This is a genomic window from Streptomyces sp. V1I1, assembly GCF_030817355.1.
Taxonomy (GTDB): domain Bacteria; phylum Actinomycetota; class Actinomycetes; order Streptomycetales; family Streptomycetaceae; genus Streptomyces.
In genome coordinates this window covers 7,065,519-7,082,934 of record NZ_JAUSZH010000001.1, presented here as the reverse complement: position 1 = coordinate 7,082,934, position 17,416 = coordinate 7,065,519, and the positions used below count along the sequence as shown (strand labels likewise).

Genomic DNA, 17,416 nt, shown 5'->3' with positions numbered 1-17,416 from the left:
CGGAGTAAAGCAGCGGAACCGGGGCAGCCACCCTGATGTCGGACAGAGGTGGGGAGTGACAGGTCCATGGATACGGACGAGCGTCGCGGCACAGCGCGGGCGACGAGTTATGCGAATGTCCCGCGGGAACTCTGGGTGGAGGAACCGGCGGTGCGACGGCGCATGGCTGATCCGGTCCGTACTGCGGCGGTGCGCGCGGTGATCATAGCGTCGCTGACGATGATTCAGGGGATGATCGCGTTTCTGTGCACGCTTACCGGGTCCTGGCTGGCGTTTCCCATGGTGCTCAGCAGTGTGGGCAGCACGGTGGTGGCGACGTGGGCGGTGCTCGACGTGTGGGTGACCCGCCAGGTGTGGAACCAGCGCAATGGCGTGGTGTCCATGCCGAGCAGCACAGCGCGTCAGCTGCGCCGTGAACGCCGCCGGGCACGACGCACGGCGCGGGCGGCGGCGCGCGAGAGTGCACGGATACGGCGACGGGAACGGAGCCGGGGCGGCCGACTGTCGGAGGCGTGACGGGGGTGGAGGAGGTCTCGGGGCTCCTCAGAGGCCGGAAGGGCTGACATTCTCCGGTGGGACCGGGGTTCGCTTGAACATGCGGGTCGCCGTGATCTCGCCGTGCACCGTCTCGCCCGACGGGTCCTGCTGCGGCAGGCCGGGGCGCAGATGCTCCTCCACGCTGATGTACTTCAGGCCCGCACGCAGATCCGCGTCATTGCGCAGCCGGATGACCAACGGGAATTCGGCGAGTGCCGTGGTGTCGAAGAGCCCTGTCGTATAGAGCAGCTGAACGCCCAGCGCATCGGAGACGGCCCGCTGGAGCTCCAGCAGATACGTCGCGTTGGCCCGGCCGATCGGGTTGTCGAGGAACAGCGTGCCGGCATGCCGGTGCTTGTCCCGGCCGCGGTCGTTGCTGCGCAGAGCCGCCATCGTGCAGTACAGCGCGATGGCCGCGGTGAGCAGCTGGCCGCCGGAGAAGACGTCGCCCATCTGCCCGACCGGGACCCGCTCGGCGCGCAGCACCGCGTCGGGCTTGAGGATCTCCACGGCGATGCCCCTCGGCTGGAGTGCGGCCTGAACTCCGCGCAGCAGCAAGGACATTCCGTCCCGGCGGCCCTCCCCGTACGCCGCCGTGGAGTTCTTCTTCACGGCCGCGCGGGTCGCCTCGTCGATGACCTCGCCGAGCCGCTCGGCGAGCGTCGCCTGGTCCGGCTCATCGAAGCGGATCCGCAGGAACTCCTGCCCTGACCACTCGCCGAGCCCCTCCGGAAGACGGGAGAGCCGCTGCGCCGAACGGAGCGTCGTCAGCGCGGACTCCACCAGACCGCGCAGCCGGTCGACGATGGTGTCGCGGTTGCGCTCCAGCTGCTCGAGCTCGTCGGTCAGCACGCGCAGCCGGGGCGCGAAGGCCTCCGCCCACTTCGCGGCGTGCTCGGGCAGCGCGGCGGCGGGCAGCTCCCGGATCTGCTGGCGCGCGGGGGTGCGCACCTGCTCGTACCGGGTGGAGTTGGCGTGCCGTACGAGGATGTCGCCGGCTTCCCGCACTGCTGCCTCAGCCGCCGACAGGTCGGTGGCGCAGCCGCGCAGTGACCGGCGGGCCTCGGCGGCGGAGTGCCGCGCCTCCTCCAGGCTGCCGGGGTACGGCTCGGGCGCTTCCTGCCCGTCGTCCTCGTGGTGCTCCCGCAGCAGGTCGCGCAGGAGCGCGGCGGTGTCGTCGAAGCCGCCCGCCGCGTCCTCGGCTGCGCGATGCGCCTGGAGCAGGCCGGCGTGGGCGGCACGGGCCGTCTCCAACGCGTCGGTGCGCGCCGCCAGTTCGGCGGTGGCGGTACGCAGCAGGGCCTGGGCCTGTTCGGCGTCGGCTGGGACCAGCTCCTCGGGAAGGTCTGTGTGCGACTCGCCGTGGGGTCCCCCATGCCGAAGTCCGGGGGACGGAGCCAGCCGCTCGGCCTCGCCTCGGAGGCGGCCCAGCTTCTCGCTGGCCTCCGACGCGCGCGACTCCAGCATCTGTACGAGCGACTCGGCGCGGGCGGCCGCGGCCTGGCGGGAGGGACCGTCGGCGCCGTCCGTGCCCTCCAGGAGCTGGGCGGCGCGGGTGCGGACCTTGTTGGTGAGCCTGTCGAGCTCGGCGAGGGCGGCGCTCTCGTCGCTCTCGGCACGGGCCTGTTCGGCGCGCAGGTCGGCGCCGACGCCCACCTTCTCGTACAGCTGGGATGCGGCCCGGTACGCCTCACGCAGGGCGGGCAGCGCGGTGCGCGGAGTGTCCGTCTCCGCCTCCGGCAGGTTCTCCGGGGCACCGGCGATCTCGGCGCGCTCGGCGCGCAGCGCGCGTGCCGTACGACGGGCGTCGTCACCGGCACGCTGGGCGGCGCGGCGATCCTCGTCGGCGGCCTTCGCGCGCTCCAGGAAGGTCGTGGCGCGGGCCTCGGACTCGGCGGCGTCGTCCGCCAGTTCACGCAGTTTCACCTGCCAGCCGGCGCGCTCACGGAGCCGGAAGGCGAGCCCCGCGAGTGCGTCGGCGGCACGGCGGGCACGCTGGGCCGCGTCCTGGCGCTCGTCGCGCACCCGGGCTGCGTCGGCCGCGGCCTCGTCCGCCTCGGCGCGTACGGTACGGGCTTCGGCGAGCGCCTCCTGCGCCTCCTCGGCGGCTTCGCGTGCGCTCTGGGCGCCCTGCGCGAGCTCGGCGAGCATCCCGGGCGGGCAGTCCGCGCGCCACGAGCCGAGCCGCGCGGCGATCGAACGGTCTCCGGCCAGCCGGGCCGCGAGTGCACGGATCTCCTCGTCCCGCGCGGTCGCCCGGGCTCGCAGCGCCTGCCGCTCCTCGTCGGCCGCGTGTTCGTCGTGCATGGCCGGGTTCGGTGGTACGAGGAACACATCCCCGTCACCGGCGCCGCCCGGGCCGGGTCCTGGCACCGGCGCGAGCAGCGCGGCGGCCGTGCCGACGGCCACGGCGGACCGGGGCAACAGCGCGGCTGCGCCGAGCACTTCGCGCGCGCGGGCGTGCGAGGCGGGATCGGTGATCACCACGCCGTCGACGAGCTCGGGCCGAGCGGCCAGCACGGCGGCGTGGTCGGCCGGGTCGACGGCCTGCGCGAGGTAACGCCAGCCGGGCAGGGCGGGGATACCGTGCTCGCCGAGGTACTCGACGGTCGCGAGGACGTCGGGCCCGGGGGGCAGCAGCCCGCCGTCGCCGAGCGCACCGAGGATGCGGGCGTCGTCGGCGGCGGCGGTGCGCAGGTCGAAGAGCTGACGCTCGGCGGAGGCGATGCCCTGGTCGAGCAGCTCCCGCAGCTCGTCGGCGTATCGGTCCAACTCCTCGGCGGTGAGGGGCCCTTCGGCGGTGCGGAGGGCGGTGCCGATGCCGGGCGCGTTGTCGGCGTGGGGTTCCTGTCCGCTGCCGGGCATCGCGGTGGAGTCGGCACGGGAACCACCGTGGGCGGGGTCGGCCGCGTCGCCGGAGGCCGCCTCGGCAGCGGCGTCGCTTCTCGCCTGCGACGGGTCGGGCACATCGCCCGTACCACCGCCGGCAGCAGACCTCGCCGCGTCCCCCGCGCGCACTCCCCCGGGCTCCTGGCCGGCCGCGACCACCCTCCCCTGCCGCGGTGACGGCACCGCCGCATGCAGCGTCGGTGGCAGACTCAGCAGCTCCGCCAGGCGATCGTCACCGGCGATCGAGTCCGCCGCGCGGCGCTCCGCCTCGTATGCGTTGTCCGCGGCCACCGCCGCGTCCGATGCGCGGGCCGCCGCCAGTTCCGCGCGGGCCTCCGCCGCGGCCGCGTCGCGCGCGTGGTCCGCCGTCGTTCGGGCGGCCTCGCGGGCCGCGTCCCACGCCGCGACCGCCGTCTTCTCCGCGTCGCTCGCCGCCAGCGCCGCCCGCGCCGGGTCGGCGTCGGGCGCGGTGTCGTCGAGCCAGCCTGCCCGTACCGCCTCGGCCGTCTCCTGTTCGACCTCGGTCAGCCGCTGCCGCAGGTGACCGATCTCGCTACGGGCGCGCTGCGCCTCCGTGGCGGCGGCCGTCGCGTCGCGGTGGGCGGCCTCCCCCGCCTCCTGGAGCGCCGCGGAGCGCTCCTCCTCCTCGTTGGCCACCCGCTCGCCTGCCTCCGCTGCGGAGTGCAGTGCGCGGACGAGGTCGGCGGCGGCCTTGGCACGGGCTGCGAGCGCCGGGGCGGCGTCCCGTTCGGCCTCGCGGATCGCCGCGGCGACGCGTGCGGAGCGGTCGGCGGCGGCGCGGTGGCGCAGTACGGCTTCCGCGGCCTGCCAGGCGGAGTGCAGCGTACGCGCGTCGGCCAGCTCACGCCGCTGCGCCGCGGCGCCCTTCTCCGCGACGGCCAAGGCCAACGAGGCGTGCCGGTAGGCCAGTTCCGCGGCGATCAGCGAGCTGCGGCTGCGGGCCTGCTCGGCCTCGGTCACCGTGTGCGCGGCGGCGGTGACCTGCTGGGCGAGGTCTGCCGTACGGCCCCGTTCCTGAGCGGCGCGGGCGGAGAGCCGGCGGGCCAGCGTGCGTGTACGACGCTCGGCGCCCGCGTGGATGTCGCGGGCCCGGGTCCGGGCCTCGGCCGCCTCCACGATCCGGCCGAGCAGATCGACCGAGCCGGCCGTGAAGTCGCGTTCCTCGGTGAGTTCGGCGCGGCGGCCGAGCTTGTTGCCGAAGCTGCTGACGAGGTCGGCGAGACCGTCCGTGTCGCGGGTGTCGGTGACGGCCCGCAGCAGCAGATCGGTGAAGTCGGAGTCCTTCTTGACGGCGAAGAGCCCGGCCGCCTCGCCCTCGTCCGCGTTCATCTCCCGCTGGTAGCGGAACAGTTCGGGATCGAGACCCACATCGCCGAGGTGTTCGTTCCAGCGGTCGTGGATCTCCTCCCAGTACACCTCGAGGTGCGGATACGCCTTGCCCGCCTCGGTGATGGCGTCCCGGAAGCCCTTCATCGTGCGGCGGCGGCCCTGCGCGCCCGACGCGCCCTCGACGGTCGGACGGACAGCGGTCGACTCGGCCACCGGCAGCGAGTCGAGGCTGAGCCCCGGTCCCGGCCGGAAGGAGTACCAGGCTTCCGCGAACTTCCGCGGGTCGCCCGAGACCTGACGGCCCCGCCACTCGCTGACCTTGCCGACCACCACCAGCTCGCCGGTGAGCGTGTGCTGCCACTCCAGGGCGACATGTCCGCAGTCGTCGGCGAGCAGGAACTTGCGCAGTACGCCGGAGCTGGCGCCGCCGAGGGTGTTGCGGTGGCCGGGCAGCATCACAGAGAAGATCAGCTTCAGCAGTACGGACTTGCCGCCGCCGTTCTCCAGGAAGAGCACGCCGGCGGGCGCGGGGCGGCGCGGCGGGCCGACCGGATCCTCCTCGAAGAACTCCGCCTGTGTGGGGGCGGGGTGGGGCACGGGCTCGCCGACTCCGCGCAGGTCCAGCACGGTGTCGGCATAGCGCGCACCGGCAGGCCCGATGGAGTAGAGGCGGACCCGGGACAGCTCGTACATGGCGGCGGACTCTCGTAGTTGGCAGGGAGGTACGGGATCAGGCGTGGAAGGGCAGGCCGGCGTCGGCCGCCAGCTCCAGGTCGTCCGCGTCGGGCGGCGGCACGAGGGTGGCGGTGCCGTCGCTGACCGGTACGACGCCGAGCTCGATGAGCTCGGCCATGGCCGAGCTGCCCGCCATGTCTCGCACCTGCAGCTGGTAGCGGGCGGTGGTGCGGTACGCGCCTCCGGCGTCGTCACCGGTCCGCTGGAGGAAGCCGGAGTCGGTGAGGAAGGCGACCGCCTTGCCGACGATGCCGGTGGTGGATCCGGCGAGGCGTCGCGCGTCCTTGGTGGCGCCGGTGGCGCTGCGCCGTGCGTAGATCCGCCAGGCGGCTTCCAGGCCGGGGGCGTCGGTGGCGGGGTCGGTGTTCTCGCCCTGCGCGTCGGCGCGCTCCTCCAGGCGGCGGCAGGCCTGGCGGACGAATGCGTCGACGCCGTTGACCGTGATGCGGCCGATGTAGCCGTCGTCGGCGAGGTCCTCGGGGCGGGGGAACGCCATGGCGGCGACGGCGAGATGGGCCAGGCCGTGCAGGAAGCGGTCGGCGGAGTCGGCGGACGCGCGGCGGGCGTAGTCGCCCATGCGGACGGCGAAGACGGAGTCCTCACCGGCGGTGACGGCCATGCCGGCGCGGGGGGAGACTTCGAGCACGACGAGCCCTAGGCCGGTGGCGACGGCGTCGGCGAGCCGGGCGAAGGCGGTCTCTTCGCGGTAGCGGCGGAGCAGTTCGGCGTATTCGGCGTCGCGCGCGGGCAGCAGCTTGGGCTGCAGCCCGAAGGAGACGAGCCGCGCGGCGTCGGCGGCGTCGGCGGGCGTGACGGCGGCGGGGGTGGCGGCCGGGGTGGCTGGAGCCGACGCGTCATGGGCGTCGGCCTCACGCCAGGCGTGGTGGTCGGTCACGGATGCTCCTGCGGAAGGTCTGGGCTGAGGGGGTGGGGTTCGGGACGGGACGGGAGGCCTGCGGCGAGCCTCTCCCCCACCCCGCCCCTTCCCGTAACCGGGGGCAAGCCCCCAGACCCCCCGCACGCCCTTCTGGGGCCCCCACGCCCTCCGGACGTAGGGGGCAGTGTCCTCAATCTCTCCCAGACTTCGTCCGGGGGACCCCCAACGGGCTTGATTTCCGCTGGTCGGCCTGAATCTTCAGGCCGACCAGCGGAAAATTCAGCCCCGCCGGCGATCGAGGCGCGAGGTCCGGGGCGGAGCCCCGGCAGGATGCTCACGCCGCCTCCGTGCGGGCCGCCGCCATGCCCGCCGCGTCCAGCAGTGCCGTGCCCACGATCAGGTCCGCCCCGCCGAATTCCGGGTCGTCCAGTTCGGTGCCGTCGTCGACGGCGAACAGCAGCCGCTCCTCGCCCTGGCGGTAGGCCGTGCCGACCGGTGGGCTCGCCGCGTGGATGGCCAGCAGGGCGACCAGATACGGCAGTTCGGGATCGCGACGGCGGGCCTCGGCGAGCAGTCCCGAGAGGCGGCGCGGCGCGTCGTGCTCCAGGTCGAGCAGTTCCATCGCGCTCGCCAGCTGCCCTTCGCTGAAGCGGCTGTCGTCGGGCGTGGCGATCAGATCCGGCTCGGGCATCTCCGCGCCCAGATACTCGCGCTCCATCGGCGGGGTGAGCAGCATGTCGACCAGGTCGCCGACCCGTACGGACGACGGCGTACGCAAACCGGTCCCGCGGGCGAAGAACGCGTCCGTGACGCGGATCGCCGCCTTCACCGGGAGCGGCAGGATCGGGGCGACCAGCTGCCCGTACAGATCGAGCCCGGTCCGGGCGGTGGGGCGGGCAAAGGCCTGGCGGTCCTGTTCGGCGCGGAACAGCGGGCCGGCCTCGAGCAGCCGGGACTGGAGCTGGGTGTGGCGGCGGATGCAGTCCTTGACGATGTCGACGAGCTCGGCGGCGCGCCGCTTGTGCTCGGGGTCTTCGGCCTCGTCCCTGGCCTTGCGGATGTTCGTCAGGATCGCGTTCTCATGGCGGTAGCGGTCGGCGACATGGTCGAGCGCCTCGGCGATCATGTCAGGCACCGCGTTGAGCCAGTCGACGGCCCGCACATTGCGCCGGGTCGCCTCCAGCGTTCTGCGCAGGGTCCCGGCGTACTGCACGGTGCGGTATCTGGCCTGCTCGGCCGCGAGCTGGGCGTCGGCGAGGCGGCCCCTGCTGATCAGGACCTCCAGCTTCACCTCGGCCGCGATCTGCGCGCTGGTGACGTCCGTGTCGAGCGCACCGACCAGGACGTTGACCGCTTCGTCGGTCGTACGGAGATAGACGCTGCCGCCGTACCCCGGTACTTCCTCGATGAGCTTGAAGTCGTAGTCACGCCGCGTGTAGACGCCGTCGGGGCCGAAGGTGCCGTACACCGCGCGGAATCCGCGGTCCACGCTGCCGACGTTGATCAGGTTCTCCAGGACCCAGCGGGCGACGCGCTCGTGCTCGGCGACCGGGCGCCGCGGGGCCTGGGCGGCGACGCGCGGGAGCAGCCTCGCCACTATCTGGTCATGATCGGCGCCGGTGTCGAAGTCCATGTTCAGCGTGACGAGGTCGATCGCCGCGAGGGCGACCTCCGCCATCGCGTACACCGTGTACTCCCCCGCGAGATTCGCCTTGCGGGTGTCGAGGTCGTGCAGCGGCGCGGTGCACGCGAGCGCGCGCAGCCGCCGCGCGAGCCCTTCGTCGGCGGCCGGGCCCTGCGCGGGCCGCGGCCCCGCGCTGAGCTGGGGCGGAACGAAGTCCGTCGAGGCAGGCGAAGTCACGCTGCACAGATTAGGTCCTCGCACTGACAACGGCCGCAACGGCGCAGAAGCGACCGGCCCCGCTACGCTCCGTCCGCGTCCTCCTCCGCGACGAGATGCGCGTACGTCTCGACCAGTTGCAGGCGCGAGTCGTCGAGGTAGTCCGCCAGGAGCCGCTCAGCGCCCGACCGGTCCCCCGCTCTCAGGGATTCCAGAATCGCCCGGTTGCGTACGAGATAAGGCTGGTGCAGCCGCCGCGGGTCGTCCACCACATGGAACGCCAGCCGCAGCTCGGCCAGCACGCTGCGCATCAGCTCATCCGTGCGCGCGCTGCCTGCGAGGGCGACGAGTTCGCGATGGAAGTGGATGTTGGCCGTGGAGACGCCCTTCCAGTCGCGCTCACGCTCCGACCGCTCGCCGCCCGCCACGGCCGCGTCCAGCTGGTCCAGCGCGTACGGCGGCTCTCCGAGCCCGTGCACGACGGCGCACTCCACCAACTGCCGGGTGCGGTAGATGTCCACGACGTCCTGAACGGCGAGCATCCGCACGAACACCCCGCGGTTGAGCTCATGTGTCAGCAGCCGCTCGTGTGTCAGCAGCCGGAACGCCTCGCGCAGTGTGTTGCGCGAGATGCCGAGCGCCTTGCCGATGCTTTCCTCCGAAAGGCGTTCTCCAGGCGGGAAGTAGCCCTCCGCGATGCGGGTGCGCAGGATGTCCGCGACCCGTTCCGCCGTGCTGGTGCGGCCCAACAGCGGGCGGTCGTCCGCCAGTCCGCCGATCTCGGACTCCGTCGTCCCCACGACGCCCCCTCTCCCTCGCCGGCCGCTCTCGCCGACGCGCGAGCTCCATCGTAGAAGCGTAGAAGCAAGAACGAACCGACATAACCCTTGTCTGATCGTTCAACAATCCCCTACCTTGGCGTCACCGCACGGTCTCGGCAGCGCCCTCCTCCCCCTCTGCGAGGTGCAGATGAGTACGACCCAGTCACAGCCGAAGCAGGGCGAACTCCCCGAGGACACCGGCGCGTTCGCATGGCTGAAGGCGCTCGGTCCACGCGGCCGCCGCGCCTTCGGCGGTGCGTTCGGCGGCTACGCCCTCGACTCCTACGACTACTTCACGCTGCCGCTCAGCATGGTGGCGATCGCCGCGTACTTCAGTCTCGACAACGGACAGACCGGACTTCTCACCACCGTCACCCTGGTCGTCTCCGCCGTGGGCGGCGCCGGCGCCGGCATCCTCGCCGACCGGATCGGCCGGGTGAAGGCACTGATGCTCACGGTGATCACTTATGCGGTGTTCACCGTTCTGTGCGGTTTTGCCCCCAACTACGAGACGCTGCTTGTCTTCCGGGCCCTTCAGGGTCTCGGCTTCGGCGGCGAGTGGGCCGTCGGCGCGATCCTGGTCGCGGAGTACGCCGACGCCAAGCACCGCGGCCGCACCCTCGGCGCCGTGCAGAGCGCGTGGGCGGCCGGCTGGGCGCTCGCGGTCATCGTCTACACGCTGGTCTTCCAGTTCCTCGACGCCGACACCGCCTGGCGTGTGATGTTCTGGACGGGCGCGCTGCCCGCCCTGCTGGTGATCTACGTACGGCGGAATGTCAGCGACGCACCCGAGGCGGCCGCGCGTCGCACCGCCAGCGCCGAGCGCGGCTCCTTCTCCACGATCTTCAAGAAGGACCTGCTGCGGACGACGTTCTTCGCGACGCTGCTCTCCACCGGCGTCCAGGGCGGCTACTACACGCTGGCGACCTGGGTGCCGACGTACCTCAAGACCGAGCGGGGGCTCACCGTCGTCGGCACCGGCGGCTATCTGACCTTCCTGATATCCGGTGCCTTCATCGGCTATCTCACCGGCGGCTATCTCTCGGACCGGATCGGCCGGAAGAAGAACATCATCCTCTTCGCCGTGCTGTCCGCGATCGGGATCCTCGCCTACACCAACATCCCCTCGGGGGCGAACGGTCTGCTGCTCGTCCTCGGGTTCCCGCTCGGCTTCTGCATGTCCGCGATCTTCAGTGGCTTCGGATCGTTCCTCAGCGAGCTCTATCCGACCGCCGTACGCGGCACCGGCCAGGGCTTCACGTACAACTGCGGCCGCGGCGTGGGGGCGTTCCTGCCCACCCTCGTCGGTTTTCTCTCCGACAGCTGGGGAGTCGGCGGCGCGCTCGTCCTCGGCGCCGTCGGCTACGGGCTCGCGGTGGTGGCGCTGCTCGGCCTGCCCGAGACGCGTGGCAAGGAGCTGCTGTGAACGGGACGACTGACCGGGCCACGGACGGGACGAAGAACCGGCCCGGGGGCCCCGCCGTGGAGCGGGTCGGCGGGCACGCCTGGACGCCTGACGCGGCTCGCAAGCAGTTCCCGGTGTTCTGGGCGTGCGGGGTCACGCCGCAGGCGGCGGAGACGGCCTCGCGGCAGCCGTTCGCGGTCACGCACGCGCCGGGCCAGATGTTCATCATGGACGCCCGCGACGAGCAGTACCGCGTGGCCTGAGAAGAAGTGGGAAAGAGGAGCACATGACCTGGGCGTCCATCGATCTCAACGCCGACCTCGGCGAAGGCTTCGGCCGCTGGCGGCTGACCGACGACGAACAGCTGATGTCCGTCGTCACCAGCGCCAATGTCGCCTGCGGCTTCCACGCCGGGGACGCGGCCACCATGCGCCGGGTCTGCGAGCTGGCGGCGGACCGCTCGGTGCGGATCGGCGCCCAGGTCTCGTACCGCGATCTGGCCGGCTTCGGACGGCGCTCCATGGACGTCCCGCCCGACGAGCTGGCCGCCGAGATCGCCTATCAGATAGGGGCGTTGGAGATCTTCGCCCGGGCGGCCGGGTCACGTGTCTCGTACGTCAAACCGCACGGCGCTCTGTACAACCGCGTCGTCCACGACGACGAGCAGGCGGCGGCCGTCGTCGAAGGCGTACTGCTGTCGGGCGAGCGGCTGCCACTGCTCGGGCTGCCCGGATCGAAGCTGCACACCATGGCGGAGAAGGCCGGACTGCCCGTCGTCACCGAGGCGTTCGCGGACCGCGCGTACACCGCGGAGGGCACGCTGGTGCCGCGCGAGCAGGACGGCGCGGTGCTCAGCGACCCGGCCGCCGTCGTCGAACGGTCTGTCAGCATGGCGCGGTTCGGGGTGGTCACCTCGCGCTGCGGACGGTCGGTCGCGGTGCGTGCCCGCTCGCTCTGCCTGCACGGCGACACCCAGGGGGCCGTCACGCTCGCCCGCCGGGTGCGACGGGAGCTGGAAACCGTCGGCGTCCGTGTGGAAGCCTTCGTCTGAGGGCACTTCCGGTCGGCGACCGGGCCCTCCTCGTCGAGCTGGCCGACGGTGATGAGGCCGGTCCGCTCCATGCCGAACTGCTGCGCCGGCGCGCCGCGGGCGTTCTTCCCGCGATCCGGGAGATCGCCCCCGCCGCGCGGACGGTCCTCCTCGACGGGCTCGACGGGCCGGAGCACTTCGCTCGGAAGCTCGTTCACTGGGAGATTCCGGCGCTCCACGCGCACGTGGAGAACGCGATTGAGGTTCCAGTGCGTTACGACGGGCCCGATCTGGCGGATGTCGCAGAGCTGCGGCGGGTGCCGGAGGAGGAGGTCGTACGGATCCATTCGGCGGCCGAATTCCGGGTCGCCTTCTGTGGGTTCTCACCGGGCTTCGGCTATCTGACGGGGCTGCCGCAGCAGTACGCGGTTCCGCACAGGGCCACCCCGCGCACCTCCGTCCCGGCCCGGGCCGGGGCGCTGACCACCGTGCAGGACCTGGGGCGGCCCGGGCATGCCCATCTGGGGTGCCGCGCTCCGGGGCGCTCGACCCGCACTCGGCAGCTCTCGTCAACCGTCTCGTCGGCAACCCCACGGCGGCGGCGGTCCTGGAGACCACGCTCAACGGGGGCGTCTGCCCACCACGTCGGTGAAGGTGCCGCCACGGTCGATCCAGAACTCCCGGCGCCCGCTCATTCCCCCATTCCGGCAACGGGACCGTCCAGCGACACGGCGGCCAGAGCGGACGAGAGGGCATGCTCGGCGCTCAGGTCCAGGCGTGCGCTGGTGCCGCGCGCCCAGTGGCGTACCTCCGCGCCCGCCAGCCGCATCAGCTGCGGCAGCAGGTCGGTGCAGCGGCGCGCCACCCACGCGGTGCCGGCCGTGGCGAGCCACACCACGGAAGCGGACCGGCTCGGCGGCGGCTGCTCGGGCTCGCAGCCGGGCGCCGTCCCGTGGGCGAGCCCGCGTTCGACCAGCAGCTCGTGGAAGCGCCGGGCGATCATCCGGTGCCCACGCTCGCCCGGATGCAGCCGGTCGGCGCTCCACATGGACCGGTCGGCGACCCAGGCAGCGTCCGCGGTGTGCAGATGTACGGCGCCGTAGCGGTCGGACAGGGCGTGGACGACCGCGTTGACCGCCCGCTGACGCCTGGCCAGCGGGCGGGCCAGCGGCAGGGGCAGCCCGAGCATGCTGCCGGGGTCGGGCAGACAGGCGGTCAGCAGCACGGTGCCGCGGGCCACGAGCTGCTTGCACACGGCGTCGAGCTGCCGGGCCATGTCCTCGATGTCGAAGGTGCGGCGCAGGGTGTCGTTGACCCCGACGAGTACGGCGGCGATGTCGGGCTCGAACGCCAGCGCCTCGGGGGCCTGCCGCTCGACGACGTCCCGGGTGAGCGCCCCGCTGACTGCGAAGTTCCGGAACTCGGCGGGCGCGTCGCCACCCCCGATCCCTGAGGCGAGCAGAGCGGCCCACCCCCGCCAGTGGTCACCGACGCGATCGCCGACGCCTTCGGTGAGGGAGTCGCCGAGAGCGGCGAAACGGGGCGCGCGCGAGGGGCGTTGCGGGACGGGCCCGGCGCCGGGCGCGCGGTGGCTGACGGTCGGGGGTACGGCGGCGGCCTTGGCGGCATACGCGCCCACCGGGGCGCCGTCGCCGACCGCCGGGGCCAGGACGGCAGCCTGGGAGACGTACTCGCCCACGCGGGCGCCGTCCCCGACCGCCGGGGCCACGACGGCAGCCATGGAGACGCACGCGCCAACCGGGGCGCCGACCCCGACCGCCGGGGCGCTCCCGGTGGCGCGTTGACGTTCCGCGTCAAGCCCGTCGACGCGCACCATCGCCTCGTGCCGACAGGCCTCCGCGCCCCCTTCCGGGCCCTCCGAGCCCGGCTCGTCCACCAGCGTGGCGCCCCGCCCCGCCGTCACGCCGTCACCCCTTCTCCGTGTGCTCGCTCACGCACCGGCGGGGCCTCGTGTGCCGCCAGGAACGCATCTACCGACCGTTGCCAGTCGAAGAGTTCGGCCCGCGCCCTGGCCGCCTCGCGGCGGTCGTTCTCCGGGCGTGCGAGCAGCATCTGTACCGCGTCGGCGAAGTTCTCCGGAGTGTCGAGAGCGGCCGCTCCCGCATCGCCGACCACCTCCGGCAGCGCCGACGACGCGCTCGCCACGACCGGCGTGCCGCAGGCCAGCGCCTCCAGGGCCGAGAGCCCGAAGGTCTCCGCGGGGCCCGGCGCCAGGCAGAGGTCCGCCGCCGCCTGGAGGTCGGCCACCACCTCGCGGTCGCCGACATAGCCGAGGAAGACCGCGGGCAGCCGCTCCGCCCGGGCCCTGCGGGTCAGCGCGGCCCGCAGCGGGCCGTCGCCCGCGACCACCAGGGAGGCCCGCACACCGCGTTCTCGCAGCTCGGCGAGCGCGTCCAGAGCCATGCCCGGGCGCTTCTCGACCGAGAGGCGGGAGCAGAGCAGCAGAAGCACCTCGGCCCCGGCGGCGTACTTCGCGCGCAGGACCTTGCTGCGCCGTCCCGGCCTGCAGCCGACCAGATCGACGCCCAGGGGCGCGCGCACCACATTGCGCGCCCCGATGCGGACGAATTCCCGCTCCGCCCACTCCGTCGTGCACACGATCCGCGAATACGCCCACGCGGTATGGCGGTTGAGCCGGTCCGCGGTCCGGCCGGCGAGCGACTCCGAGAGCCCCCACGTCCTGAGCACCCCGTCGGCCGTCTCGTGCGAGACCATCACCGAGGGGATCCGGTGGCGCCGGGCCCACTCGCCCGTCCACCGCAGGGTGGTGCGGTCGGAGACTTCGATCCGGTCGGGTTCGATGCTCTCCAGGACGTCGCGCAGCCGCCGCCGGCCTGCCAGCACCCGGTAGCCGCCGGTGCCCGGCAGCTCGGGCCCGGGCAGGGTGATCACCCGTCCCTGCGGGGTGAGCTGGTCGCTCGCCAGGTCGCCGGGCACGATCAGCACCGGCTCGTGGCCCGCGGCCAGATAGCCCTTGCCGAGCTCGCGCAGCGCGGTTCGCAGGCCGCCGGAGGCCGGGGTGACGAAGTTCGCGAGCCGTACGATCCGCAGCGCGCTCACGCCGCCACCGCCGTACGCGCGCCCAGCACATCGGCGTAGTGGTCGAGGAGCAGGTCCCCGATCACGGCCCAGGTCCTGCCCTCGACGGCGGCCCGCCCGGCCAGCCCGTACGCGGCACGCAGCTCCGGGTCCCCCGCCAGCGTCGCGACCGCCGTCTGCACCGCGTCCACCTCCCGCGGCTCGACCAGCAGCCCGGTACGCCCGTGGTCGACCAGGTCGAGCGGTCCGCCCGCGGCCGGGGCGATGACCGGCACCCCGCTGGCCATGGCCTCCTGCACGGTCTGGCAGAAGGTCTCGTACGGACCGGTGTGCGCGAAGACGTCGAGCGAGGCGAAGATCCGGGCGAGGTCGTCGCCGGTCCTGCGGCCAAGGAAGACGGCTCCGGGCAGTGCGGTGCGCAGAGACGGCTCACTCGGCCCGTCGCCGACGACCACGACCCGTACGCCGGGCATCCCGCAGGCCCCGGCGAGGAGTTCGACATGCTTCTCGGGGGCGAGCCGACCGACATAGCCGACGATCAGCTCGCCGTTCGGGGCGAGCTCGCGGCGCAGTTTCTCGTCGCGCAGCTCCGGCCGAAAACGTGCGGTGTCCACGCCGCGCGGCCACAGCCGCACCCGCTCCACCCCGTGCTCCTCCAGATCGCGCAGGGCGGCGCTGGAGGGGGCGAGCGTGCGGTCCGCGGCGCTGTGCACGGTGCGGATGCGCCGCCACGCGGCCCCTTCGCCGGCGCCCACGTACGTACGGGCATAGCCGGCGAGGTCGGTCTGGTAGACGGCGACGGCCGGCAGGCCCAGCCGCGCCGCTGCCGCCATACCGCGCACGCCGAGTACGAACGGGCTGGCCAGATGGACGAGCTCGGCCCGGTGGGCGGAGATCGCGGCCGCCACCCGGCGGCTGGGGAGCGCCACCCGTACTTGCGGATATCCGGGCAGCGGCAGAGAGGGGACGCGCACCACGGGGCAGGGCGCGCTCCGGTCGGAGCTGTCGGCCCCGGCGACCGCCGGGGCTATGACGAGCGGGTCATGACCGCGCGCGGCGAGGTGCCGGGCGGTCTGCAGGGCGCAGTGCGCCACACCATTGACGTCTGGCGGAAAGGATTCGGTGACGATGACGACACGCATACCCGTGTTGTCGTCTGGCCCGGGGTGGCTGTGCCAACGTGGATCTTTCCGCTTGGCTAACGTCCCATGAGCGTTTGTGGCCGGGGCCGTTTCGCGTCCCTAATGTCACACGGCGGGCATGTCCGGGCCGATTCTGCTGCGTACGGCGGTTTGCACCTCTGCCTCCTCGGCCGGATCCGCGGCAAGTCGGCGCAATCGCTCGGCAACGCGCACATCACCGGTCTCGGCGTGCAGCGCGCCGACTTCTCTGGTGGTCTCCTCGCAGTCCCACAGGCATTCGACGGCGAATCCGGTGGCGAAGGAGGCGTCGGTGGCGGCGAGCGCGCGGGCCGCGCGGCCGCGCAGCTGCGAGGAGGCGGTCTCCCGGTACACATGGCGCAGTACGGGTGCGGCGCAGCCGATGCCGAGCCGTCCGGCCCCGTCGACGAGCCTCCACAGCAGGGGCGCGTCGGGCCCGTCGGCCCGTACGGTCTCGCGCAGCGCGCCGAGGACCAGCTTGTCGTCCTTGGCGGCGCCCCGGCAGGCGAGCACGCCCGCCGCGGACGCGCCGAGCGCGTCGGGCCGGTGCACCCAGCCGCGGGCCCGGTCGACGGCCTCGTCGCCGCACATCCGCTCGAACGCGGAGACGGCGGCGTCGGCGACGGTGCGGGAGCCGCCCGACACCGCGGCCTCGATCAGATCAAGGACGACGGGGTCGCGTGACTCGGCGAGATGGTGCAGGGCGGCGCAGCGCGCGCCGTCGGAACCTTCGCGTGCGGCCTTGACGATCGCTGGCCGGTCCTCGGGTCCCGCGACGGCCGACAGACAGCGGGCGGCGGGCACATGGAGGGCGCTGCCGCGCTCGACGCCCTGGTCGGCCCAGTCGAAGACGGCCTGGATGCTCCAGCCCGGCCGGGGTCCGGTGGGTCGCAGCTGGCGCTGCCAGCGGTCGAAGGAGCCGGCTTCCCGGGCCGCGCGCACGCGGGCGCCGATCGCCTCTCGCCGGTCCTCGGCCCACAGCCGCCACGGCCGCGGTTCGAAGGCGTCCCGTACGGCGACCGCCAGTTCGGCGTCGCCCTCCGGGGTCGCGGGGAAGCGGGCGAGGACCGGCGCGGCCAGCGCGCGCAGGCCGTTGTCGTCGTCGCGCAGGGCTAGCTCATCGAGGGCCCAGGCCCAGTTGGAGCCGCCGGCGGCGTACCGCCGCAGCAGCGCGAGGGCGTCGTCCCTGCCGTACGAGGCGAGGTGCCCGAGCACCGCGAGCGCGAGGCCGGTCCTGGCCTCGTCGGTGTCGAGGCAGTCGTCGGCGTCGCACAAATGCCGCTCGATCTCCTCGAGACCGCCATGGAGATCCAGGTAGAGGCGTGCGTAGTACAGGGAGCGGTTCTCGACCTGCCAGTCGTGGCGCGGATCGTTCAGTACGCAGTGGTTGAGAGCCGCGAGCGCTTCTGCTCGCGGCGCGGCGAGCGCATGCAGCGTGCCGTCACCGCGGCCTCTCTGCAGCAGGCCGAGGAGCGTGCCGCTCGGCGCTATGACTGGATCGAACATGGGAAAAGCCTCACATCAAGCTGTCGACGCAACCGGGGAGTGGAGATGCCTAGGCCGCGCAGCAACATGTAGGGCCGCCCGTTGTCTTCCGCTTGGTGTAGACCATCTTCCTCTGCCTCTCGTCGGTGGCCCCAGGGGAACTCCCGGATGAAGTCCGGGGTAGGGCCCGACGTCATGATGACCCACCCATTTCGCCACCGCGACCA

General features: G+C 73.2%; 11 protein-coding genes and 3 pseudogenes. 6 read left to right on the top strand and 8 right to left on the bottom strand.

From position 1 onward, the window contains the following. Positions 1-66 precede the first annotated feature (66 nt). Positions 67-516, top strand: coding sequence for a hypothetical protein (locus tag QFZ67_RS33200; protein ID WP_307664726.1), 450 nt, complete (start codon positions 67-69; stop codon positions 514-516). A 27-nt stretch (positions 517-543) separates the two neighbouring features. Here the strand turns inward: QFZ67_RS33200 and QFZ67_RS33195 are convergent, their stop codons facing one another. From QFZ67_RS33195 to QFZ67_RS33180, 4 genes are all read right to left on the bottom strand, one after another. After that, positions 544-5,469 (bottom strand): hypothetical protein, encoded by a 4,926-nt coding sequence (locus QFZ67_RS33195; protein WP_307664725.1) that lies wholly within the window; start codon positions 5,467-5,469, stop codon positions 544-546. A gap of 37 nt (positions 5,470-5,506) precedes the next feature. Continuing rightward, complete coding sequence (locus tag QFZ67_RS33190) at positions 5,507-6,406, bottom strand: hypothetical protein (protein ID WP_307664724.1); 900 nt, start codon at positions 6,404-6,406, stop codon at positions 5,507-5,509. 316 nt (positions 6,407-6,722) lie between these two features. Beyond that, on the bottom strand, positions 6,723-8,249 hold the full coding sequence (locus tag QFZ67_RS33185; RefSeq protein ID WP_307664723.1) for a hypothetical protein: 1,527 nt from the start codon (positions 8,247-8,249) through the stop codon (positions 6,723-6,725). 62 nt (positions 8,250-8,311) lie between these two features. Next, positions 8,312-9,028 (bottom strand): GntR family transcriptional regulator, encoded by a 717-nt coding sequence (locus QFZ67_RS33180; protein WP_307664722.1) that lies wholly within the window; start codon positions 9,026-9,028, stop codon positions 8,312-8,314. Positions 9,029-9,197: 169 nt separating this feature from the next. Here QFZ67_RS33180 and QFZ67_RS33175 point away from each other — a divergent pair, with 169 nt between their 5' ends. The 5 genes and pseudogenes from QFZ67_RS33175 to QFZ67_RS33155 form a co-directional block, all read left to right on the top strand. Then, the gene (locus QFZ67_RS33175; protein ID WP_307664721.1) at positions 9,198-10,475 is read left to right on the top strand and encodes an MFS transporter; all 1,278 of its coding nucleotides are present in this window, start codon (positions 9,198-9,200) and stop codon (positions 10,473-10,475) included. A gap of 107 nt (positions 10,476-10,582) precedes the next feature. Further along, positions 10,583-10,717: pseudogene (locus QFZ67_RS39195) on the top strand (D-glutamate cyclase family protein); the annotation flags it as partial. A gap of 23 nt (positions 10,718-10,740) precedes the next feature. After that, complete coding sequence (locus tag QFZ67_RS33165; protein WP_307664719.1) at positions 10,741-11,505, top strand: LamB/YcsF family protein; 765 nt, start codon at positions 10,741-10,743, stop codon at positions 11,503-11,505. Continuing rightward, a pseudogene (locus QFZ67_RS33160) lies at positions 11,502-11,996 on the top strand (carboxyltransferase domain-containing protein); the annotation flags it as partial. The gene QFZ67_RS33165 and the pseudogene QFZ67_RS33160, both read left to right, overlap by 4 nt. Continuing rightward, positions 11,973-12,130 (top strand): annotated as a pseudogene (locus QFZ67_RS33155) (allophanate hydrolase subunit 2 family protein); the annotation flags it as partial. The pseudogenes QFZ67_RS33160 and QFZ67_RS33155, both read left to right, overlap by 24 nt. A 45-nt stretch (positions 12,131-12,175) precedes the next feature. On the opposite strand, the gene QFZ67_RS33150 reads toward QFZ67_RS33155, so the two are convergent. The 4 genes from QFZ67_RS33150 to QFZ67_RS33135 form a co-directional block, all read right to left on the bottom strand. After that, the gene (locus QFZ67_RS33150) at positions 12,176-13,153 is read right to left on the bottom strand and encodes an SGNH/GDSL hydrolase family protein (RefSeq protein WP_373430252.1); all 978 of its coding nucleotides are present in this window, start codon (positions 13,151-13,153) and stop codon (positions 12,176-12,178) included. 251 nt (positions 13,154-13,404) lie between these two features. Then, on the bottom strand, positions 13,405-14,565 hold the full coding sequence (locus tag QFZ67_RS33145) for a glycosyltransferase (protein ID WP_307664718.1): 1,161 nt from the start codon (positions 14,563-14,565) through the stop codon (positions 13,405-13,407). Further along, entirely contained in the window at positions 14,562-15,686 is a 1,125-nt protein-coding gene (locus QFZ67_RS33140; RefSeq protein ID WP_307664717.1) for a glycosyltransferase family 1 protein, read from the bottom strand. Before QFZ67_RS33140 ends, QFZ67_RS33145 begins: the two co-directional genes overlap by 4 nt. A 105-nt stretch (positions 15,687-15,791) precedes the next feature. After that, entirely contained in the window at positions 15,792-17,210 is a 1,419-nt protein-coding gene (locus tag QFZ67_RS33135) for a HEAT repeat domain-containing protein (protein ID WP_307664716.1), read from the bottom strand. Positions 17,211-17,416 lie beyond the last annotated feature (206 nt).